The 22,591-nt window shown below is 68.3% G+C and carries 18 protein-coding genes; 8 read left to right on the top strand and 10 right to left on the bottom strand.

Annotated features, from left to right (window positions below):
* Positions 1-4: 4 nt before the first annotated feature.
* The 4 genes from B1790_RS07720 to B1790_RS07705 form a co-directional block, all read right to left on the bottom strand.
* Positions 5-670, bottom strand: a complete 666-nt coding sequence (locus tag B1790_RS07720) for an undecaprenyl diphosphate synthase family protein (protein ID WP_198951944.1) — start codon at positions 668-670, stop codon at positions 5-7.
* 70 nt (positions 671-740) lie between these two features.
* Entirely contained in the window at positions 741-2,219 is a 1,479-nt protein-coding gene (locus B1790_RS07715) for an exopolysaccharide biosynthesis polyprenyl glycosylphosphotransferase (RefSeq protein ID WP_369832305.1), read from the bottom strand.
* A 192-nt stretch (positions 2,220-2,411) separates the two neighbouring features.
* Entirely contained in the window at positions 2,412-3,131 is a 720-nt protein-coding gene (locus B1790_RS07710) for a GAF domain-containing protein (protein WP_233164996.1), read from the bottom strand.
* Between the two features lie 63 nt (positions 3,132-3,194).
* On the bottom strand, positions 3,195-5,123 hold the full coding sequence (locus B1790_RS07705; protein WP_233164995.1) for a hypothetical protein: 1,929 nt from the start codon (positions 5,121-5,123) through the stop codon (positions 3,195-3,197).
* Positions 5,124-5,564: 441 nt separating this feature from the next.
* On the opposite strand from B1790_RS07705, the gene B1790_RS07700 reads away from it, so the two are divergent.
* From B1790_RS07700 to B1790_RS07685, 4 genes are all read left to right on the top strand, one after another.
* Positions 5,565-6,974, top strand: coding sequence for a polysaccharide biosynthesis tyrosine autokinase (locus tag B1790_RS07700; RefSeq protein ID WP_079922634.1), 1,410 nt, complete (start codon positions 5,565-5,567; stop codon positions 6,972-6,974).
* A gap of 81 nt (positions 6,975-7,055) precedes the next feature.
* Entirely contained in the window at positions 7,056-8,363 is a 1,308-nt protein-coding gene (locus tag B1790_RS07695; protein WP_079922633.1) for an O-antigen ligase, read from the top strand.
* Positions 8,360-9,253: a glycosyltransferase family 2 protein gene (locus B1790_RS07690; protein WP_158083789.1), complete on the top strand. Its 894-nt coding sequence runs from the start codon at positions 8,360-8,362 to the stop codon at positions 9,251-9,253. The genes B1790_RS07695 and B1790_RS07690 overlap by 4 nt, the downstream gene beginning before the upstream one ends.
* Positions 9,253-10,761, top strand: a complete 1,509-nt coding sequence (locus B1790_RS07685; RefSeq protein WP_158083788.1) for a lipopolysaccharide biosynthesis protein — start codon at positions 9,253-9,255, stop codon at positions 10,759-10,761. The genes B1790_RS07690 and B1790_RS07685 overlap by 1 nt, the downstream gene beginning before the upstream one ends.
* 3 nt (positions 10,762-10,764) lie before the next feature.
* On the opposite strand, the gene B1790_RS07680 is transcribed toward B1790_RS07685, so the two are convergent.
* From B1790_RS07680 to B1790_RS07660, 5 genes are all read right to left on the bottom strand, one after another.
* Positions 10,765-11,829: a cellulase family glycosylhydrolase gene (locus tag B1790_RS07680; RefSeq protein WP_233164994.1), complete on the bottom strand. Its 1,065-nt coding sequence runs from the start codon at positions 11,827-11,829 to the stop codon at positions 10,765-10,767.
* Positions 11,826-12,707, bottom strand: a complete 882-nt coding sequence (locus tag B1790_RS07675; protein ID WP_233164993.1) for a glycosyltransferase family 2 protein — start codon at positions 12,705-12,707, stop codon at positions 11,826-11,828. The genes B1790_RS07680 and B1790_RS07675 overlap by 4 nt, the downstream gene beginning before the upstream one ends.
* Entirely contained in the window at positions 12,704-13,756 is a 1,053-nt protein-coding gene (locus B1790_RS07670; protein WP_233164992.1) for a glycosyltransferase family 1 protein, read from the bottom strand. Before B1790_RS07670 ends, B1790_RS07675 begins: the two co-directional genes overlap by 4 nt.
* Positions 13,757-13,836: 80 nt before the next feature.
* Entirely contained in the window at positions 13,837-14,790 is a 954-nt protein-coding gene (locus B1790_RS07665) for an NAD(P)-dependent oxidoreductase (protein ID WP_079922629.1), read from the bottom strand.
* Between the two features lie 31 nt (positions 14,791-14,821).
* The gene (locus B1790_RS07660; protein ID WP_233164991.1) at positions 14,822-15,961 is read right to left on the bottom strand and encodes a glycosyltransferase family 4 protein; all 1,140 of its coding nucleotides are present in this window, start codon (positions 15,959-15,961) and stop codon (positions 14,822-14,824) included.
* 324 nt (positions 15,962-16,285) lie between these two features.
* Here B1790_RS07660 and B1790_RS07655 point away from each other — a divergent pair, with 324 nt between their 5' ends.
* Positions 16,286-17,128, top strand: a complete 843-nt coding sequence (locus B1790_RS07655) for a hypothetical protein (protein WP_079922627.1) — start codon at positions 16,286-16,288, stop codon at positions 17,126-17,128.
* A gap of 13 nt (positions 17,129-17,141) precedes the next feature.
* Positions 17,142-17,855 carry a crotonase/enoyl-CoA hydratase family protein gene (locus B1790_RS07650; protein ID WP_079922626.1) on the top strand — a complete coding sequence of 238 codons (714 nt, stop codon included), beginning with the start codon at positions 17,142-17,144 and terminating at the stop codon, positions 17,853-17,855.
* Here the strand turns inward: B1790_RS07650 and B1790_RS07645 are convergent.
* Positions 17,852-18,634: a hypothetical protein gene (locus B1790_RS07645; protein WP_142271124.1), complete on the bottom strand. Its 783-nt coding sequence runs from the start codon at positions 18,632-18,634 to the stop codon at positions 17,852-17,854. The two genes, B1790_RS07650 and B1790_RS07645, sit on opposite strands and share 4 nt — an antisense overlap.
* A gap of 197 nt (positions 18,635-18,831) precedes the next feature.
* On the opposite strand from B1790_RS07645, the gene recC reads away from it, so the two are divergent.
* Positions 18,832-22,110, top strand: coding sequence for an exodeoxyribonuclease V subunit gamma (recC, locus tag B1790_RS07640; RefSeq protein WP_079922624.1), 3,279 nt, complete (start codon positions 18,832-18,834; stop codon positions 22,108-22,110).
* A partial coding sequence (locus tag B1790_RS07635) for a UvrD-helicase domain-containing protein (protein ID WP_158083787.1) occupies positions 22,110-22,591 on the top strand: 482 nt, incomplete at its 3' end. The genes recC and B1790_RS07635, both read left to right, overlap by 1 nt.

Below are 22,591 nucleotides of genomic sequence, written 5' to 3'. Positions count from 1 at the left end.
CGTGCTACTTCCCGCGAAGCTGGGGTGATCCCCGGTAGTCGGCCACGAGGTGTTCGATCTCCTCGACCTTCAGCTCGATCAGCGGCGTGGTCAGAAACAGCAGGTGTGCATATTGGCACTGCATCGGCAGGAACCCGCTGAGCAGAGGCTCCGGGGACGTCCTGATCACTAGGTCCACGTCGCCTATGTCGAACGCGTCGTTGATGTCGCACCCGAGTTCCCGGGCCTTGACGTGTGCGTTGCGCAGCTCATCACGGGCGTCGTAGGCGGCGAGGACGTTGATCGTGAAACCCCGTCCACTCATGGCACTTTCGGCACCGCTTGCGGCTTCGAGATAGCGCTCTGGCAGTGAGCTCCGGTCGCCGTGCAGGCGCACGCTGCAGACGGCGGGGTCGAAGCGAGCGGGGATCAGCGTGGTGAAGAAGTGAATCGAGGCCGCGTACGCGGCCTCCAGCTCGTCGTCGTGGCGCGACAGGTTGGCTCGGCTCAGGTTGTACACCGACACGGTCTGGACGCCGAGTCGCTGCAAGGTGGCCATGACGTCGACGACCTTGTGGGCAGCCCTGAGGTACGTGTCGGGGAGGTCGACGCCGTTGAGGCGGGACCATCTGCGCATTCCGTCCGGAATCAAGCCCACGTGACTCGGTACGTCGTACACCGTGAACCTCATCTCGCGACATCCGCCCGTTGGCGGCCGTTTCTGAAAAGCACTGACATGCAACGTCGCCGACGATCGAGAGTCAGTCCTCCACGCTGCGGAACACGGCCAAGACGGTCAGCACCAGGATTCTGAAGTCCAGCCGCAACGACCAGTTCTCGATGTAGTAGTTGTCGAACTCGGCTCGATCGGCGATCGACGTCTGCCCGCGAAGGCCGTGCACCTGCGCCCAGCCGGTGATGCCGGCCTTGACCCGGTGCCGGTCGCCGTAGCGGCGCACCTGCATCTCGAACAACTCGACGAATGCCGGTCGCTCCGGACGCGGTCCGACGAGGCTCATGTCGCCGTTGAGCACGTTGAGCAGCTGGGGCAATTCGTCCAAGGACGTCTTGCGCATGATCCTGCCGATCCGGGTGCGACGGTCGACGCCCTCCACTCCGCCGGGCGCGTCTCCTGCCTTGGGCGCGAAGCTCTCCTCCGACGGGTCGAGGGGACGCATGCTGCGGAACTTCAAACAGTCGAAGACCTTGGAGTCGCGGCCAATTCGCTGCTGCCGGTAAAAGACCGGGCCGGGCGAGGTGGTCTTCACCAGCAGTGCGAGCGTGAGAAACAGCGGCGAGATGAGCAACAGGCCAACGGCTGCCATCGTCCGGTCGAACCCGTGCTTCAGTGCGAACTGCCAGCCCTTGGGGTCGACGCGGGCGAGCACCAGCAGCGGGATGCCACCGAGGTGTTCCACGCGCGTGCCGACCCCGACGGCGTCGAACAGGCGGGGTACCACGAACACTCGGACGCCGAGGGTTTGCGCCACCTGTGCCGCGCGGGCCAACTGCTCGTCGGACACCGACGACGGCGCCACGATGAGGTCTTCGACGTGCAGGCGGCGCGCCACGGCTTCGAGGTCGCGGGTGGTGCCCAGATAGGGCAGGTCGAGGGACTCCGCCTCCGGTGGCCGAAAGTCGTCGAGCAGGCCGACGGGGTGCAAGCCGTACTCCGGAACTTGGCGCATTCGCAGGATGAGCTGATACGCGATGGGACCGGACCCGAGGATCAGCGCCGGTGCGCCGACGCGGTATTTTCTTCGCAGATAGCGGTACGCCTGGGACTTGGCAAGCCGCGTCGCGGGCATCAGAATCGCCGCACACACCCAGATGCGCACGACCAGATCACTTGGCCGAACGTATTCTCCGACAACGGCTCCCGGTGCGAACGGGGGAACGGCCACCATTATCAGTGTCAACGTTCCGAGCGCCGCCACCGCGACGGCGGTCTCCACGGGTTCGAAGTCTTCGAGGAACTTGAAGTCCAGCTTGCGGGTGTACAGCGACCGCGTACCCAGCACCAGCAACACCAGCGGCACGAAGATCCACGAGTACACCAGCACGTAGCGGGCGTCCTGCGTGGAAGGCAGCCACGTATGTGCCGCAGCAACCGCCCCCACCGCCGCCAAAACGTCGAGAGTCACGGTGATCGTCGCGTGCCAGCGATCGGAACGGAACCGTTCGAGCCAATGCGGCCCATTCAAGGGGACGCGCGCGCCGACCCCGTCCGGGGGATCCACTCGAGACGCCGTGGCGCGCGCGTCGGAAACCTGCGTCAACGCTTTCACTTCAGTTGCCACCCCAAGTCCCCCGCCGCATCCCAGGGCCGAGCCTAATGGGCATTTACGCTCCCGTAGGCCATTTACCAGACAATGTCACACGTTTGCCTGGCACCGGAATGACAATGCGATCGAGCGAAATCGCGAAGGGTGTCAGTAGGTCGGATTCATTCCAGGTCCAAAGGCCCGCTCGGCGGCCAGACTGGCGAAGTCGCCCAGGATCTGCACGTGTCCGGTGGTCCACAGACGTGGTGTGTCGTCGAATACGCACAGCGTGCCGATGGCGTTCTTCGCATCGTCGACCAGCGGGATGCCGAGGTATGCGACCACGCTTCCGTCGACGACGGCCGGGTGATTCTTGAAGATGGGATGAACTCGGGCGTCTTCGATCACGAGCGGTGTGCCCTTTGCCAAGGCATATTGGCACACCGACCGATCGAGGGGGGTCTCCCTTTCCGAAGGCGAATTTCCACCCATGCCTACGGTGCTCTTGAAGAATTGCCGGTCGACGTCGATCAACGACACCGCCGAATGGGGCGCGTCCAACGCGGCCGCGGCGGCCCTGGTGATCCGGTCGAAGGCCTCCTCCGGCGGGCTGTCGAGCAGACCGGTGGCATACAGCGCCCGTAGGCGGGACGGATCGTTTACGGTCGCCGAAGTGTCAGGCATCGTCGACACAGCAAACGTTCCAGACGCAGCTAGGTGCGTCATGAGTTCGACCAAACCGGGGCTGTCGGCCCGCCCGTGTTCGGTCACCATCCGCGACGCGACCGCCCGCGCCACGTAGGTGCGGACGTCTTCGCCGGCCGCGCTCGCGCACTCCTCGAGTTGGCGGTTGAGCCAATCGTCGAACCCGTTCAGCGAACTTGTCACCAGTTCACGGTATCCGACTTTGGCCGTGGCGAATGCCTAAGTACGCCAAGCGGTTTTCCGCTCCTAGGTGGTACGTCGCCGACGCATCCACAGGATTACCGCCCCAAGCACCGCCAGCGCCAGCACGACGGCCACCGCGATCGTCGTCCCGCTGGATACCGGCGCGCGCGATTCGTCGACCGGCGCAGCCGATTCCGCAGCGTCCTCGGCGGTGCGGACCGCGACGTTGACGGGGGTGCCCGCCGCACCTGCGGCGAGCACGTCGCCGCTGAGTTGCGACCACCCGCCACCCAACCCGTCGAGGTAGGTGAACAGTGGGTCCACCAGCGTCCACGACCCCGTGGTGGTCACCAGGACGACGGACCGGTTGCGTGGCGTGTCGGCGAAGGCCTGGATCGAGCCGAGCCCCACGCCGACGTCGGCACGCAGCGCGGTGGGCAGGGCGACGTCGACTTCCTTGCCGTTGCCGCTGAGCGGCGGGTTCAGCGACGTCTTGCTCATGGCCTCGGCGTTGGCGACGATCAGCGCGCCCGTGGTGGCGTCGGCCGCGGTCTTGACGTCCACCACCTGTGGCATCAGCTGCTTGCCGGTGAGCCGCGCGACGGCGCCGACGACGCGGGCCGCGTAGCCGAGTTGGTTGGGGCTGCTGCCGTCGAAGGCGACGAGGAAGGACGGGCTGAACTCGGAGGGAAGCCCGCTGAAACCGCCAAGCGGCGGGCCGCCGCGGTGCAGCGTCAGCGTCGACTTCGGGTTGACCTGAAAGGTGATCGGCGCCATCAGCGGTCCGCACGCCTCGTGCGGTGTGTAGGTCAGCGCGAAGTCGAGGTTGATCCCCTGGCCCAGCGTCTTGGCGTCCACGTCGAACGTCGCGTCGAGGACGCCGGTGTCGTCAAGCGTCGCGCGGTGGACGACCACTCCCCCGGAACGAATCATCACCGCAGCCGCGTCGTCACGTGGCACGGGCGTGTAGTCGGCCAGCAGGTGCACCGAAACACCGTCGATGCGGCCACCACCCAGCGTGGCGCGGTCGACGCCGATCGAGAAGTTGGCGGTCCGAAGCACGTCCGCCTTGCCATTCAGCTTCAGCTGTCCGAACGTCACCGTGTCGCCCGTTGGCTCGGTGTCCGATCCCGCTTGGTCGATCCGGACCGACGCCACCTGCGCCAGTGATTGAAGCTCGTTGATGAGCAGGGACACCTGGGTCGTCAGTTCGTCTCCATGCCCCGAGACGCGGAGGTATGCGCCTGGGTCACCGGGCTTTTCGACGCTGAGGCCGGGATCTCCCGTTTCGACGACGATCGAGCGCGCCAACTGCACACTCGGCGGAGGGGTCGAGCCGCGGCGTTGGCTGACCACCGTGATCCTCAGCGGCTGCGGGTTGTACAGCCGGGCCAGCGTGGCGACGAGCGTCAGCACGGACTGCTGTTCGGAGGCGTCCGCGTCGGTGGGAGTGTAGATCGTGACCTGCTCGAGAACCGGCGGCAGAAAACTGGCGATCGTCGTGGCCGGCGGCTCGATCCCGGTGAACGTGGTCGCCAAATCGCTGAGGGTCAGCTGCTGCAGGGGGCCGCAGTACTGATTGGCGCTGTCGATCGGGCGGACGGTGAACGACAGGTCGACCGCCGAGGCCCGAACCCGCGCCGCCGAGAGGTCGACGTCGAAGGGAGTGACCGCCGCGGCGGCCCCGGCAGGCGGCAGGTTGACCGACGCGAGCAGCTTTCCGTCGCCGTCGTCGATCTCGAGATATCCGGCACCGATGTTCATCGGCAGGTGATATACGCCGGTCAAGCGGGATGCGTTGAGTCCCAACGGAACTGGAACACTGAAGCTCGTACTGCTGTTGGGTCCGAGAAAGACCTCGTCGGCCAGCCCAAGGGTGGGCCAGGCCATCGTCACCCCTGCTCCATCTGCTGGAGGCGGGTCACCGGGCGCCGCATGCGCCGGGCCGGCAACCGACCCGGCGAGCAGGGCCGGGAAAAGCAGAGTCGCCACCAGCACCGCTCGACCCTGGGCTCGGAACCGCCGTCGAATGGCTAGCAAGACTGAATTCACCGGGTGCACGCTATTCCACTTTCGGGCTCTTCGAGCAACGCAATCGCAATGGGTTCTGGGACTATACCGGCGGACACCGTCGACTGGCGCGTTATTCGTCGGCCAGCGAACTGCGTGCCGGACACCTCGACATTTTCGTGCCGCGCCCCCGGGCGGGACGAACCCCGATGACGCCAAGCGCCTTTCGCCTCGGCAACGCGGGCGGCTGCACGAGCGTGGTCGGCCCGATGCGCGGTTCGCCGACAATGGCGGCGCCCATATTGCCGATGACCTCGGCAATGGCATGCCTCGTGGGATAGCGTGCACACGACTTGCGCGATTGCCGACCGGTTGCCGTGCGGGCAGCAATCTCTAGGGGGAAACAGCGATGAAGGATCGCACTTGACTGTTCAGGACTTCGCACAAATTCTGCGCACTCGGTGGGTCGTCATCTTCGGCACGATCGTCATCGCCGTACTGGCCGCGGTCGGCTACTCCCAACTCGCCCCAAAGCAATACGTGGCCGCGACACGGCTGTTCGTGTCGACGACGTCGGACGGGACCAACACTCAGACCAACGACGGCGGTCTGTTCGCCCAACGCCGTGTCCTGTCCTACACCCAGCTGCTGACGAGCGAGATCCTCGCTCAGCGCACCGTCGACAAGCTCGGCCTCGACATGACCGCCGCCGAGCTGCAACACGAAATCACCGCCACCGCGCCGACGGACACGGTCCTCATCGACGTCACGGTGCGCGACACCTCCGCCGCCAGGGCCCGCGACATCGCCAACACGCTGTCGGACGAATTCGTCATCATGGCGGCCGGACTGGAGACTCCCGACCTCGGCGCTCGCCCCAACGCACGGGTGGTCGTCCAGCAGCGCGCCAACATCCCCGACAGCCCGGTGGCACCCAAGACGCTTCAACTCGTGGCGATCGCGGTAGTCGCCGGCGCGCTGATCGGCCTCCTCATCGCCGTCGTCCGCTACCTCCTCGACGACAGAATCAGAAACTCCGAGTCGCTCGAAAAGGCCACCGGCGTCGGCGAAATCGGCAACATCCCGGCGGACGGCCAACGGCAAGACGGACCGCTGATCGCCTTCGGCGCAGATCGGCCCACGCTCGCCGACGCCTTTCGGGAGCTGCGCGTCAACATGCAGGTCCTCGAGGTCGCCGACGGGCCCCGCGTCCTGCTGGTCGCCAGCCCGATGCCGCGGGAGGGCAGGTCGACTACGGCAGTCAACCTGGCGTTGGCGCTCGCCGAAACCGGCGTCGACGTCGTGGTGGTCGACGGCGACCTCCGACGTCCCCAGCTTGCCTCCTGCCTCGGCGTCGACGGCCAGATCGGCCTGAGCACCGTCCTGACGGGCGCCGCGACAGTCGACGAAGCGCTGCAGGAAACCCGCTTTCCGCGTGTCTCGGTGATGGCGTCGGGAGCCGTCCCGGCCAATCCCACCGAACTACTCGGATCCCAGACTGCCAAGGAACTTCTGCGCGAGTTGGGGGGTCGGTTCGACTACGTCGTCGTCGACTCTCCGTCGCTACTGGCCAAGGATGCGGCGATTCTGGCGGGCAACGCCAACGGGGTGGTCGTCGTCGCCCGCTTCGGCCACACCACGGCCAAGCAACTGGTCCCGGCGGTCACCGCTCTCACCCGGGCCGGGGCGCCCCTGCTCGGCTCGGTGATGACGATGACGCCGGCGCCGAAGCGACGCTCGGCCGATTCCTACTACGGCAAGCCCACCACTGCGTCAGGTGCGCCTTCCGACCCGCCGGCGGCCCACGGGCGCCATAGTGGGCCGCAGAAGTAGTCGGGTCGACGCATCAACGGATCCGTTCGACACCAACCCGGGACTACGTTCGTAGCCGCCGCGCCCAAAGCCGAACTCGGAGTGGACGCTTCGCCAGGTCGACCGGCGTCGGCCCGCACGTTCCTGGCGGCGCCGACGAGGGTCTTCGCATCCGCGACGCCCACCGTTCGACAGAACCGGCGTGCGCTGGCGGCACTGATCATCGTGGCGATCGGGCTGGCCGTCGTGCCAGAAATCATCACCCACCTCAACGTCAAGCACGTCCCCGACCTACCGCCACTCGAGGACGAAGCCGCCTCGTCGAAGTTTCCGCTGGCGCACCTTGCCAGCCTGGCGGGCTCGGCCCTGTTGCTCTTCCTCAGTTCGGTCGTCGCCGTCAAACGCGGCCACCCGAACCGACACTTCGCCGGAGCGCTCCTCCTGCTGCTCGCGGTGAACGTGCCCTATCTCATCAGCCCGGTGGTGCCTGCGCCGGCAGACCTCATCAAGGTCGTGCTGGCCAACACCATGGTCCTCGCCCTCTGGAACACCGGCGCGTCGATCACCGAGCTGAAGTGGCTTCCGATCATCGTCAGCTGTATCGGCGTCTACTCGATCATCGGCGGGCTCGTCATCCCCGACTACATGATGTACAACGTCGTGTCGGTGAAGGCCATCGTCCCGGGGTGGGAACTGGCGGGCCCGTTCGGCCACGGCAACGTCCTCGGAATGTATTGCGCCGCAGCGTTTGCGCTGGTTCCACTCGTCGACCGAACCCGGTGGCGGATCGTGTGCGCGACGATCATCTTCTCCACCGCCGTCCTGTCGGCGTCGAGGACGGCGGTGCTGGCCTGCCTGGTCGTCCTGATCTGGTGGGCGACGTGCGCGGTCCGGCGCGTGATCTCCGTGCGGCTGGCAGGCACCATCGGCGCCCTGACGGGGGCCACCGCCATGGCCGTCATTCCCTTCCTGCCATGGGACCCAAGCGCGTTCACCGACAGAGCGGCCATCTGGGCGGCAAGCATCGTCGAGTGGGCAACGTCGCCGATCCTGGGGCTGGGCGTCAACTGGTTCATGACCGACGCCCAGACGACGGGCAACATCGCCGCCTGGGCCTACGTGGGCACCGGCCACAACCTGGCGATCGACACCCTGGTGAAGTCCGGTCTGGTGGGGATCGCCCTGCTGGTGCCCGTCGTGCTTGGCGCGATCCTCGCCGCGCGCTCGCTGCGCGTCACCAGCCAGCAGATCGCCTGCTTCGGATTCCTGATGGGATTCTTCGTCGTCGCGACCACCGAAGCCGTGTGGGCCCTCCTGCCGAACCTGCAGCTCTTTCCCATCAGCGGGATGGTGTTTGCGATCCTGATCCTGAACCGGCACGGCGACCGCGCCGAGGAGGTCACGCCGTGACCCCCGCAGTCAGCGTGGTCATCCCGACCATCGGCCGGGCCAGCCTGAGGGAGGCGGTCGAATCGGCCTTGCGGCAGACCTCACCTCCGATCGAGATCGTCGTCGTGCTGGACGCCGACTGCGAGCCCGACCTGCCGCCCTCGCCGGCGATCCGCGTGGTGCGCACCTCCGGCGGGGTCGGTGCCAGCATGGCCAAACACATTGGCGTCCAAGCCGCTACGGGCAACGTCATCGCGCTGCTCGACGACGACGACGTGTGGCGCGACGACAAACTCGAGGTGCAGTTGGCCGCGGCGCCACCGGGTGACCAGTGGATCGTCGCATCCCGGTTCTACGTGCACGTCGGCGACGACGAGCCCATCGTCGGCCCGCGCACGCCCATCACCCGCAACGAACGGGTGGCGCCCTTCCTGTTCGAGTTCCGCGAGCAGCGCGCCTTCAACATGGTCCAGACGTCGACCCTCGTCTTTCCCGCCGCGGTGACGCGGACGGTGCCAATGTCGGTGGCCGCAGGCTCCATTCACGACGACCCCAAGTGGCTGATCGAAGTCCGACGCGCCTTCCCGGACCTGCCGATCATCCAGGTGCCCGAGCCGCTCGTCGACGTCATCTGGACGACGGGATCACTGTCCCGCTCCGGGGTGGACCGCAGCCAGGAGCTGATCGACTGGGGCATCCGCGAACTCGCCGACGAGTCGAAGCGCGTGCGAGGCGACTACCTGTTGACCTCCCCGGTCGGCTCGGCTCTGGGAGCCGGCTCCCTTGGCGGCGTTGCCCGTTCGATCGTCGCCGCCGTGCGATGTGGCCGTCCGGGCCCGTTGGCGTGGGCCAGCGTCACCAAGTCGATCCTGAAACTGGGCCGGGGACGGCTCGGGGCCCTGTTCCGCTGATGTCGCCCAGCTTCGTCCGCAACACCCTCCTCGGCTTCGGCTCAGGCGCCTCCGTCGCACTCGCCGGTTTCATCGGCAACGCGATCACGGCCCGGCTGCTCGGACCCGACCAGCTCGGCGTGCTCGCCTACGTGGTGTGGTGCGTGACGCTGGCCTCGATGCTGGCCGGCCTCGGCATCAGCATCGTTCAGCAGCGGTTCATCCCGAACCTTCGCGCCGAGGGCCGAAATGCCGAGGCAGACGGGCTGGTTGGCGCCACCACCCGGTGGTCGGTCGGCGCCGCCGTCATCGGGGCGCTGCTGTTGTTCGCCTACCTGTTCTGGCCGGGACGCAGCGCGACCGACGGAGCCTCCGCCTCGTCCCACGACGTGGTGATCGCACTGGCGGTGACGTGGTTCATCTGCTGGAAGCTGGCCGACCTCTACCTGTTCTATCTGCGAGGCGAGCAGCGATTCGGCGAACTCGCCCGCCTCTCCGGCGTCTCGGCGCTGCTCAAGCTGGTGGTGATCGGGCTCGGTGCGTGGCTGTTCGGCATCCCCGGCGCGCTCGCCGGTTACATCGCGGGGAACCTGCTGCCAGCAGCCAGGGCCTTCGGGCTGCTGGGCACCAAACCCGTCCTGGGCCAAGCCCTTCGGCGCGAGGTCATCAGATTCGCCCTGCCCAGCTGGGCGACCGCAGTGATCGGCGGCCTGGTGTTCGGCCGGACGGAAATCGTCTTCCTCCAGCACTACACCGGCATCGCCGCCGTCGGCCTGTTCGCGGCCGCGGCGACCATCGCCGAAGTGGCGGTGCAGCTGCCACCCCTGCTGCTGTCCGCGCTGCTCCCCCGCTTCAGCGAGCAGTTCGGCCTCGGCGCGCACGAACACATGCAACGGCTGTACCGCACGATCACCGCACTGCTCGCGGTGGTGATCGTGCCGCTGTGCCTCGGCCTCGCGGCGATTGCCCCCGTCCTGGTGCCGGTGTTCTTCGGGGCGGAGTTCACCGACGCGGGCCCCGTGGCGTCGGTTCTGCTGATCGCCGCGGCGGTCAGCAGCCTCGGCGTCACCACCTTCTACCTGCTGCAGAGCATGGGCAAGACCGGGTTCCTGCTGGTGTCCAACGGGATTGGCCTGGTGGGCACGGTGGCCCTCGGCTTCCTCCTGGTTCCCCACTTCGGCCTGATGGGCGCCGCCTGGTCGCGGGGGGCGGTTCAGGTGATGGTCGTCCTCATCGAAACCTGGTACGTGACACGACGGTTGGGCATCTCCCCGCCGTACCGGGCATTGGGCGCCATCACCCTGGCCGCCGTGGCACAGGGTGCGGTCGCCTACACCATCGGCGCGGAGCTGGGTGGGGCCGTGTCGCTGCTGGTGTCGCTTCCCGCGGCCGTCGTCGTATATCTGGTCGTCCTGAGGCTGCTGTCGGTCGCGCGGCTGATCGACCCGGAGCTGATGGGCCGCCTCGTCGGGAAGGTGCCGCAGCGGTTCAGGCCGCTGACCCGACGCCTGCTGAACGTTCCCGACTGACCGTCACTTCTTCTCGTCGTCCATCAGCGCGACGGCCGCCGGCTTGAGGGACAGGTCCTCGCGGAGAACGCCGAAGTTCTCCTCGATCTCGCCCGCATCCGTTCCCCCGTCGACCAGTTCGTAGTAGATCAGCGGTCCCGCCCAGTCCCAGCCGAGGACCTGGTCGCGCGCCTGCACCAGCGCCTTGGCCTGGTCGGCCTCCGACACCGCGTTCGGCCCGGTCCCGGTTGGCGCACCGAATTCGGTGATCCAGATCTTCGTGTCGCCGTCGTCGTGTTTGACCATCACGCCGTGCAGCGCAGGCAGGTCGGCGAACCCGCCGATGACGTTCTTCGGGCTTGCGTCCATCGGCAGCGCCGGAAAGCTGTACGGGTGCACGGCAACCGCGTCGGCGAGCTGCGCCGTCCCGTTGACGTAGAGCCGGTCCAGGTAGTCCGCCGGGGTCACCCCCGCCTCTGGTCCGGCATACCAGGGAGCGAGGCCACCGATCAGCAGGGTCGCCTTCGGGTCGACGCCGCGAATAGCCGTCGCAGCCGCCCGGAACAGCCGGCCGTACTCGTCGGCGTCGGGTGTCGGGGGCCAGAACTTGGTGCTGTTGGGTTCGTTCCATATCTCCCACCCACCCACGCCGCGGGGGGCGTAGCGCTCGGCGGCGAGCCGCGCGAAGTCGGCGAAGTCCGAGATCTGGTCGGGCCGCAGATGGCTGGCCTTGGCCTTGTCGTTGGGGCTTGCCGCGACCGCGCGCGTCCACGCCGGGCTGAACGCCACGACGATCAGCACCTTCATGCCGTGAGCGGTGGCCGCGTCGACGAGTGTGTCGGGATAGCTCCAATCGAACTGTCCCCGTGCGGGTTCCACCACCGACCAGTCGACGTCCACCCGCACCCAGGTCACGTGCATGTCGGCCATGAGGTCGAACTGCCGGGTGAGGGACGCCGCGTCGGCGCCACGCAGGTGCACCGTCATCCCGGTCTCCACCTTCGCCGGTGCCGCCTGGCACGACACCGCGGCGACGCCGACCACCAGTACCGACGCCACCTGCGCCAGACGCCGACGCCACGTCGTCACCGGACGACGGCCCGGTGGTCCCGATTGCCGCCGGCAACGCGCCCGAGCACCCCTTCGGCACGGCCGACCATCAGCGCCAAGCCATCTCGCGGCTGGAACTTGTCGCGCTTCAGCAGCGGGGCCAAGGCGGCTCCGAAGACGTGCCGAAACTTGTCCCAGGCCGGATAGTCCCAGCTGCGGTACACATAGCCGCTCCCGCGCCCGTAGAACCGGATCTTGCGGCGGCGTTCCTCCGGCGTCAGGTGCGAGAACTCGGTGTGCGCGCGCACCTCGATGTCGGGGATCCACTCGATGGCGAAGGTGTCCAGGCGTGACATGCGCAGCAGCAGGTCGGTGCCCTCCCCCGCCTGCCACGGCGTGCCAGCGCCCGATCCCAGCGCCGGGTTGAAGCGGCCGACGCGCTCGAAGGCCTCCCTGCTGAACAGGGTCGCCGGTTCGATGGCACCCCACACGTTGCGTCGAGTCATCGGAGAACCGTGCGCGGGCAGCATGTTTCGCGGCCCCTCGGAGTCGACCAGCTGCACCGCGCACACCGTCACCTCGGGCGTGGCGTGGCGGCCGACGCGTTCCAGGAAGTCGTCGTCGACGCGGCTGGTGTCGTTGGGGAAGTAGAGCCAGTCGACGTCGTCGCCGAGCAGTGCGGCGGCAGCGTTGCGACCGTTGGAGATTCCGCGCGGGCTGACGACGGTGCTGATCGCCAACGTGTCGGCGAACGACTGAACCAACGCCTCCAGCTCGTCGGCGGCGCCCGGATCGTGATGAGCGATCGCGACGGCCTGCGGCGGTCGGGTCTGCCGGGCCAGGTCGCCGAGCAATTCCCGAAGGTCGTTCCAGCGACCGACGGTGGTGACCGCGATGCCGATCCTCGGATGGGTCACGGCGAGACTCCCGCCAGTTCGGCGCAGACGGCCTCGGCGGCCGCGGTGAGCGAGATGCCCGACTGCCGTTGCGTGACACGTGCCCAGCCGCGGTCGGCGAGGTCGGCGCGGGCGGAGTCGTCGGTGCAGTACCTGCGCAGCAGCTCGCCAAGCGCGCGGTGATCGTGAGGACCGAAGTAGTCCGCCCCGTCGCCGCACGTCTCCCGCAGCGAGGGAATGCCCGAGGCGAGGACGGCAGTCCGCGAGGCCATCGCCTCCAGCGGTGGCAGGCCGACTCCCTCGTACAGCGACGGCATCACCAGCAGGTCCGCACCGGCGACCAGCGCGCGCAAGGCCGCGAAGTCGACCCGCCCGACGATGCGCACCCGGTCCGCCTGGTCGCCGGCGAGCTGGTCGACCCGCGCGTCGGAGTTCTTGACCAACGCGCCCCCTCCTGCGATCACCAGGTTCTGCGGCAGTCCATGCGCGACCTCGCCGAACGCCTTGAGCAACACCGTCAAGTTCTTGTGCCACTTGGTGTTTCCGACGTAGAGCACGTAGCGCCCCGGCACCGGCGACGCGGCGGGGTCGACGGGGGCGAACCACGCTTCGTCGACCGCGAGGGGCGTCACAGTCACCGGCGCGGTCGGAGCCACCGCCGCCAGCGACGCGGCCGTGGAGTGCGATGGGGTGAATATCCTGGTGGCCCTGTGCACGTCGGCCTTCAGCATGGTGCGCGCGTAGGCGCGGAACGCCGAATTCTGGCCGGTGACATGACCTTCCTGCACGTGCAGCAGATCATGCACCGTCACGAACAGTCGCGTTCGCCGGTTGCGCGGCCGCAGCAGTGCCAGCGGAAAGGGATAGTGCGGCACCCAGATCGCCAGGGGCCGCGTGGAGTTCAGCGCGGCGTTCCAGGCCTGCTGCTCTCCCCTGGAGTACATCGGCGCGTTCACCGGTCGGGACTCGACGACCATGGTGGTCGGCCGCAGTGCCGGCATCTTGTCCCGGTCGACGAGCACGGCCAGGGACAACCCCCGTTCGGCGAAGACGTCCTCCAGATGCGGCAATTCGGTACTGAGGTAGGTACCGATGCCACTCTGCCGGATGTGTCGGGCGTCGAACAGCAGGTCGACCCGAGCGTGCCCAGCTATGTCAGCCGCCCCTGCAGGTCCGGCAGGAAGTCGGGGGTGGCCCAGGTCCGTTCGAGCGTGGAGTCGACGTCATTGGCCGGGGCCCACCCGAAGACGTCCCTGATGCGGGAGATGTCGGCGCCGAGGAACGGGCGGTCGACCGCCCTCATGCGCTTCGGATCTTGGCGCACCTCGAACTGCAACCCCAGCACCGACCGCATGCGTCCGAGGATGTCGTCGACCGAATACTGCTGGCCGCTGCCGAGATTGACCACCTCGCACGCCACGCCGGGCGGGTTCGCGCCCAGTGCGACCGCGGCAAATCCGGCCGCGGCGTCACGCACGTCGATGTAGTCCCGCTTGGGCCAGGTGTTGCCGAGGTCGATCGACGTCGCCCCGTCCCGCAACTGGGCGATGATCGCAGGCAGCAGATGGGGGTTGGTCTCGCCGGGACCGATGACGTTGAACAGGCGCACGATCCCGCAGGACAGGCCGTGGTCGGCGGCGAACGCGCGCACGTAGGCCTCGCCCTGCAGCTTGGTGATGCCGTAGATGTCGGCGGGCTTCAGCGAGGACACCAGCTCCTGGTGCGGCGCCTCGTCGGGCTCGTAGACCGCACCGCTGCTGGCGAAGACGAAGCGGGTCCCCGGCGGGCAGGCCGCCAGCACGTTCACGGTGCCTGCGACGTTGGTGGACACCGCAAGCGGCGGATCGGCGTCGCATTCCGGGATGTAGTGGATCGCCGCCAGATGCACCACCGCGTCGGGTCGGAACTCCTCGATCACCCCGCGGATCGCCGCGGCGTCGCGGATGTCGACCTGGCTGAGGCGGACACCGTCGGGCGGGCTCGCCAGCCAGTCGGGCATGCCGTAGCGCAGGCGGTCGGCCACCAATACCTCGGCCTTGGGTTGCAGGGCACGCACCAGCTCCCTGCCGACGAAGCCGGCACCACCGGTCACCGCTACGCGCATGGGCACTCCTCGAATCGTCTTCCGTTACAGGTCATGTCGGGATCGTCTGCCGGACCCGGGTTTCGAACGTCGCCGCGATGCCCGACCAGTCCAGCGACGTCGCGCCGTCGAGCCCCGCCCGGGAGAAACCGTCCCATCCGGCTTCGGCGGCCAACAGGGCCTCGGCGAGGTCGGCAGGCGCGGTGCCACACACGATGCCCGCACCGTACTGCGCCACCACGTCCTTGCCGCCGTTCTCCTCGAAGCTGGGCGTGACGACGGGAAGCCCGCTCGCCATGGCCTCGGCGATCACCCGGGGGAACCCTTCGCGGGTGCTCGGCATCCCCAGAACCGAAGCGCGCGAGAGGAGTTCGATCTTCTGCGCCTCCGATACCGAGCCGAGCACCTTGATCCGCGCCGCGTTGGGCGAGCGGCTCGCATACTCGGCGACGTCGGCTCGCGACGGCCCGTCACCGGCGATGGTCAGATCGCCGGCCAGACCGCGGGCGACGGCGAGGTCGAACGCGTCGACCAGCAGCGGCATGTTCTTGTGCGGGGCCAGCCGTCCGACGTAGAGCACCCCGGAGCGGGTGCTGCGGTCAGCCGACCGGTAACGGTCGAGTTCGATGCCGCTCGGCAGGACCGTGAAGTCCCGTCCGGACTGGCGACCGATCTCGGCGGCGACGGCCTCCCCGACGGCGAAGTTGGTCGCGACCATCCGCGGGAACACCCGTTGCAGGACCATCACGGGGTCGGCGGTGCGCACTTCGCACCAGTGGATGGCGCTGCGTGCCCGCGCCCGTTTGCTCAGCGCGGGCACGTGGAACAGCGGCCACTGGTTCAGCAGGTGAAAGTCGTATCGACCGCCTGCGGCGATCCGTCGCACCTCGGCGCTGTAGCGGAAGATGTCGGACCAGTTGCGGCGGAGGAACGGAATCACCGGCCGCGGGTAGACGCCACTGCCCTGGCTGCGATGGACGTTTACCCCGTTCACCCATTCGCTGGCGGGCAGCGCGGCGTCGTGGGTGATGCAAAAGACGTCCACGGCATGTCCGCGTCGGACCAATGCCTCGGCAAGCTCCTGGAAGAAGACTTCCTGGCCGCCGACGTGTGGATGGTAGAGCTCGGTCAGGAAAGCCAGACGCAAGGGCGCAGGCCCACCGCCATGGGGTTCAGAATCGGCCGTGCTCATTTGCGCAGCAATGTTATCAGCACGGGGGTAAATCGCCGCGTAAAACGAAAAGTCGCCACCCCGCCCCGCTTGGAATCGAAAGCTGCTGCCGGACAAGGCATTCCGCGACGGTCGAGGTCACCTCACGACGCTCCGACGCGGGTGGGCGCCGGCGCATTCCACCGACCGGCCACCGAGCAAATGGCATGGCAAACGTCCTGCCGGAACTCTCGCCGGATTCGAACTATTGACAGTCGGCTAACAGGCTCGCCGCCTGGAGTTTACGCGGTCGTCAGGGACGCACTAAAGTCTCGGGCAAACGCAATGCAATGAGGCAGGGGCGCAGTGGACTGGATCAACGATCGGCTCATCGATCTGAGCAACCTCGGATCCGGGGGTTGGCTGGCGATTGCCGCGTGGGCCGCCCTCGCGCTCGGCATCGTCGTCCTGGTGTGGGCAAACCGGCAGCTCAAGCGCAACCGTCAGCTCAAGATCGAACAGGTGCGCCCCCAGGTCTCGATGTTCATGGAACCGCACGCCTCCGACTGGCACGTGATCGAACTGGTGGTGCGCAACTTCGGCCAGACCGCAGCCCACGACATCCGCCTCGACTTCGCCAACCATCCGACCGTCGCCGCCTACGAAGACGCCCAGCCCGACCGTCCGCCCGAGGTGGCCGAGCTCGACCTGCCCAGCGAACTGCTGTGCTTAGCCCCGGGGCAGGAGTGGCGAACGGTGTGGGACTCCGCCATTAGTCGCGCGGAGCTCGGCGGGGCGATCCAGGACCGGTTCGACGGCACGCTCACCTACTCGGACCGACCGCGTCCCAACTCCAAGGCGAAGAAGGCCGGACAGTGGAACAAGAGGGGGACCTTCGAGACGAAGTTCCGTCTCGACTGGGGCACCCTACAGCCGGTGCAGCGCATCGAGCTGATGACCACCCACGACCTGGCCAAGCGCGAGAAGCAGAAGCTCGAACTCCTGCGCAGCGTGCTGTCGTACTTCCATTACGCGTCCAAGGAGACCCAGCCCGACGTCTTCCGCGCCGAGATCGACCGGATGAACAAGGCCGCGGCCGAAACCCAGGACCGCTGGCGCACGCGGCAGTTCGACGAGACCACCGAGCTCGACCTCCCGTGGGTTCAGAAGAACGGGTCGACTGGCCGCCATTCGGCGCACACACGCTAAGTACGATCGGCTCATGACAAGCACCGTTGCCTACGAGCAGACCGAATCCGTCGCCACGATCACGCTCGACGACGGCAAGGTCAACGTGCTGTCGCCGGCCATGCAGCAGAACCTCAACTCCGCGCTCGACCGCGCGGAGAAGGCCGCCGGCGACGGCGAGGTCAAGGCCGTCGTCATCGCAGGCAACTCGCGGGTGTTCAGCGCGGGCTTCGACCTCAGCGTCTTCAACTCCGGTGACGCCGCCGCCGCGCTCGGCATGCTCTCCGGCGGGTTCGAGCTGTCGATCCGGCTGCTGAGCTTCCCGGTTCCGGTGATCATGGCGGCGACGGGTCCGGCCATCGCCATGGGGTCCTTCCTGATGCTGAGCGGTGACCACCGGGTCGGGTCGCCCAGCTCGCGGTGCCAGGCCAACGAGGTGGCGATCGGGATGGTGCTGCCGATCTCGGCCATCGAGATCATGCGAAACAGATTGACGCGCTCGGCCTTTCAGCGCGCAGTGTCGATGGCGGCAGTGTTCACCGGCGAGGATGCGGTGCGCGCCGGCTGGCTGGACGAGATCGTCGAGGACGGCAACGTGCTGGCCCGCGCCCACGACGTGGCCGCCGAGGCCGCCGCCGGGTTGAACCCCAAGGCGCACCGGGCCAGCAAGCTCAAGGCCAGGACGGACGCGATCGCAGCGATTCAGGCGGGCATCGACGGCCTGCCCGAGGAGTTCGCCCGCAGCTAGCCCGCCCTTCCCGCGACCAGACATAAATGGCCCTCATGCTCGCGGGGGAACGGGAACCCCTGCAGCCACGTCTGCGCTTCGCGGGCGGCCGCCAACTCAGCAGCAGCGGCCGTCCCGAGCGCGCCGTAGGCCGCCGAGAGCTCGGGTAGCGCCCCGGCGACGTGATCGGCCAGCGCGCCGTCGTCGTCGGTCGGCAGCGTCGCGAACGACTGGTGCGCGACACGGGCGGCGACGATCTCCGACAGCCCGGCGTCCTCGGCTGGTGGTGCCTGCACCGCGCGGACCAGCGCCGACAAAGCCTGTCGGGTGCGGTGCGCCGCGGACCTGGCGACCCGCAACGCGCTCGCGGCGTCCTTCTCCGTGGCCAGCGCGGCGCGCGCCCGCCCCACCCACTCGTCGTCCAGCGCACTCGCCGTGCACACCGGGCACGGTTGCGTCCCGTGCCGGTCGCGGAACTCCAGGCTGGTCTCGAGGAACTGGATGCGGTCGGCGGAGAGGGCGTCCGCGACACGTTCCGCTTCTGTCTGCCCGCTGGCCGCCGAACGCATTGCCGCACAAGCTCGTTCGACGTCGTCGGCATCCGGTGCGGTCGAGGCGGTGGCGTGATGTCGCTCCAACAGCTCGACCTGGGCGTCGACCCGATCCGTGGCCGCGCTCAGCGGGGCGTCGGCGGGCAGGTCGTGCCACGCGGCGGACACCACCAGCCGCGCACGTGCGCCAAGGTCGTCGTCGGCAGCGGCACGTCGAAGGATGTGGTCCCTGAGCGGTTGGTCGGCCATCGCCATGGACCCTATAGACGATCTCGGCCCCGTCACCACAGGGGGGAGGTCGTGACGGGGCCGAGCCATCTGTGGAGCTGGGGGAAGCTCCGCCGATTACGGTAGGCGGCATTTCTGGACACTCACTGTGAACCTGCGGCAGGATCGATGGGAATTGCCGCGACCCGTGTCGGCGGTGCCCCCTAGGCTGACGTCAAATGTCGCTTCACCTTCACCGCGCCGAACGGACCGACCTCCTCGCCGACGGTCTTGGCGCCCTCCTCAGCCGACCCCTCGACGATCCCTTCGCGATGGAACTGGTCCTGGTGCCCGCCCGCGGCGTCGAGCGGTGGCTGAGCCAGCGCCTGTCCCACGTCCTCGGCCGCGGTACGGGTGCCGACGGTGTGTGTGCGGGGGTCCAGTTCAGGAACCCGCACTCTCTCATCGCCGAGATAACCGGCACCGCCGACGACGATCCCTGGTCGCCGGACGCCATGGTGTGGCCGCTGCTGGAGGTCGTCGACGAGAGCCTCGACCAGCCGTGGTGCCGGACGCTGGCCACCCACCTCGGCCACTTCGCCACCGGCGAGGAGAAGGAGCTGTGGCAGGGCAGGCGCTACTCCGTGGCCCGTAGGATCGCGGGACTGTTCGCGTCGTATGCCCGACAACGCCCGCAGTTGCTCGCCGACTGGCGCGACGGCACCGTCGACCTCGACGCCGACCTCGGCTGGCAACCTCCGCTGTGGCAGGCGCTCGTCGACCGGGTCGACGCCGATCCTCCGCACGTGCGCCACCACGAAACCGTTGCCCGCCTTCGCAAGTCGCCGTCGGACCTGCCGCCGCGGCTGTCCCTGTTCGGCCACACCAGGTTGCCGATCACCGAGATCGAGCTCGTCGACGCGCTGTCGACCCACCACGACGTGCACCTGTGGCTGCCGCATCCCAGCGACGACATGTGGCGCGCCCTGGCGGGGACCCGCGGTCCCGTCCCCCGTCGCGACGACGCCAGCCATCGCGCCGTGCACCATCCGCTGCTCGCCACCCTCGGCAGGGATCTGCGCGAGTTGCAGATGATCCTGCCCACCGACCTCGCCACCGACGAGAGCCTCGGCAACCGCGAACATCCCGACACCCTGCTGGGCTGGTTGCAGTCCGACATCGCCGCGAATACCGTTCGGCCACCGGGGCGGACGGTGACGGCAACCGACCGGTCCGTCCAGGTGCATGCATGCCACGGTCAGGCCAGGCAGGTCGACGTGCTGCGGGAGGTGCTCCTGGGCCTACTCGCCGACGACCCGACGCTGGAGCCCCGCGACATCCTGGTCATGTGCCCCGACGTCGAGGCATACGCGCCGCTGATCAACGCCGACTTCGGCCTCGGCGACGTGCTGCGCGGCGCCCACCCGGCCCACCAGCTGCGGATGCGGCTCGCGGATCGTTCACTGGTGCAAACGAATCCGCTGCTGGGCGTCGCGTCCCAACTGCTCGCGCTGGCCGGCAGCCGGGTGACCGCCAGCGAGGTGCTCAACCTCGCCCAGTCCGCCCCGGTGCGGGCCCGCTTCGGCTTCACCGACGACAACCTCGAGGACATCACCCGTTGGGTGCGCCAGGCGAACGTCCGCTGGGGGTTCGACCAGGAGCATCGGCAGCCCTACGGCGTCGACTTCGTCCACAACACATGGCGTTTCGGCGTCGACAGGGTGCTCGCCGGGGTCGCCATGTCCGACGACGCGCACGCCTGGGTCGGGGCCACCCTGCCGCTGGACGACGTCGGCAGCAACCGCGTGGAGCTCGCCGGACAGCTCGCCGAGTTCGTGGACCGGTTGGAGCGCACCGTCACCGCGCTCACCGGCGACCATCCGCTCGAGCACTGGCTGCACGCGCTGACCGAGGGCATCACGATGATGACCAGGGTGGACGACGCCGATGCGTGGCAGACCAGTCAGATGCAGCGCGAATTCGGTCGGGTGCTCAACGACGCCGGGCCGCGGGCGAATACCGTGCTGCGTCTGCCCGACGTCAAGGCGCTGCTGGAACGTCACCTCGCCGGCCGGCCGACCAGGGCCAACTTCCGCACCGGCACGCTGACGGTGTGCACGATGGTGCCGATGCGGTCGGTGCCGCACCGGGTGGTCTGTCTGGTCGGTCTCGACGACGGAGTCTTTCCCCGCCAGGGCGTCACCGACGGAGACGACGTGCTGGCCCGCAGCCCGTTGACCGGTGAGCGCGACAGTCGATCCGAGGACCGGCAACTGCTGCTCGACGCCGTCGGCGCGGCCACCGAGAAGTTGGTGATCACCTACACCGGTGCCAACGCCAACTCCGGACAACCGCGGCCGCCGGCGGTGCCGCTGGCCGAGCTGCTCGACGCCCTGGACGCCACGACGCCGCAACGTGTCCGAGACCGGGTCGTCGTGCATCACCCGTTGCAGCCCTTCGACATTCGCAACGTCATTCCCGGCAAGCTGGTGCCCGGCGTGCCGTTCACCTTCGACTCCACGGTGCTCAAGGCCGCCAAGGCCAGCAGCAGCGAGCGTCGCGACCAACCGAAGTTCGTCTCCGGCCCGCTGCCCGCCCAGCCGCACGACGACGTCGCGCTGGCCGATCTGGTTGGCTTCTTCAAGGATCCGGTGAAGGGGTTCTTTCGCGCGCTGGAGTACACCCTGCCCTGGGACGTCGACGGTGTCTCCGACGAAATCTCGGTCGACATAGATGCCCTCGAGCAGTGGGCGGTCGGCGACCGAATGCTCACCGACATGTTGCGTGGCATGAGCCCCGACGACGCCCGGCAGGCAGAGTGGCGCCGGGGCACCCTGCCGCCGGGGCAGCTGGGGTGGCGCAAGGCCGGCGAACTGCGCGAGCAGGCGACCACGCTCGCCAGCACGGCGCTGGCCCATCGCACGGCCGACGCGGAGGCCTACGACGTGGACGTCGACCTGGGTGCCGGACGCCGGTTGACGGGCACCGTGTCGCCAGTCTTCGACGACCACCTGGTCTCGGTCACCTACTCCAAGCTCGACGGCAAGCACCTGCTCGCGTCGTGGATTCCGTTGCTGGCGTTGTACGCCCAGCATCCCGACCGGGACTGGACGGCCATCTGCATCGGGCGGGCTCGGCGGTCGACCCGGCCAAGCCAGCGGGGTCTCGGGCAACCGCGGCAGCCGGCGGTGGACATTCTCGGAGATCTAGTCAAGATCTACGACGCCGGTCGCCGCGAGCCGCTGCCGCTGCCCGTGAAGACGTCCTACGCGTGGGCGAGCGCCCGCCTCGAGGGTGGCGACCCAGAACGGGAGGCCTCCTTCCGGTGGAAGTCGGGCATGTATCCCGCCGAGGATCAGGACCCCGCCCAGGTTCGGGCCTGGGGCGCGAACGCCTGGCTCAAGGAGCTCATGCAGCCCCTGCGGCCCGGCGAGGAGGTCGACGGCGAGACGCATCGACTCGGCGCCTACTCGGCCCGGCTCTGGCTGCCGATGCTGCGCGCGGAAGTGACCGTCTGATGGAGCGTTTCGACCTGCTTGGCGACCTCCCCGCCGCGGCGTCGACCACGGTGCTCGAGGCGAGCGCCGGAACGGGCAAGACGTTCGCCCTCGCCGGATTGGTGACGCGCTACGTCGCCGACGGGGTGGCCACGCTCGACCAGATGCTGCTCATCACCTTCGGCAGGGCGGCCAGCCAGGAGCTGCGCGATCGGGTCCGTCGCCAGATCACCGACGCGGCAGCGGCTTTCGACGACCCACCCCCGGCCGGTGCCAACGAGTTGGTCGACTACCTGATCACGGGTACCGACACCGAGCGCGCCGACCGCAAGCGAAACCTGCGAGATGCGTTGGCAGACTTCGACGCCGCGACGATCGCCACCACCCACCAGTTCTGCCAACTGGTGCTGAAGTCGCTGGGTGTCGCCGGCGACTCCGACTCTCACGTGACGCTGGTGGAGAGTCTCACCGATCTGGTCACCGAGGTCGTCGACGACCTCTA

The organism is Mycobacterium sp. AT1, from assembly GCF_002043095.1.
Classification (GTDB): Bacteria; Actinomycetota; Actinomycetes; order Mycobacteriales; family Mycobacteriaceae; genus Mycobacterium.
The sequence above is the reverse complement of the archived record's forward strand: the minus strand, read 5'-3'. Positions and strand labels throughout refer to the sequence as shown.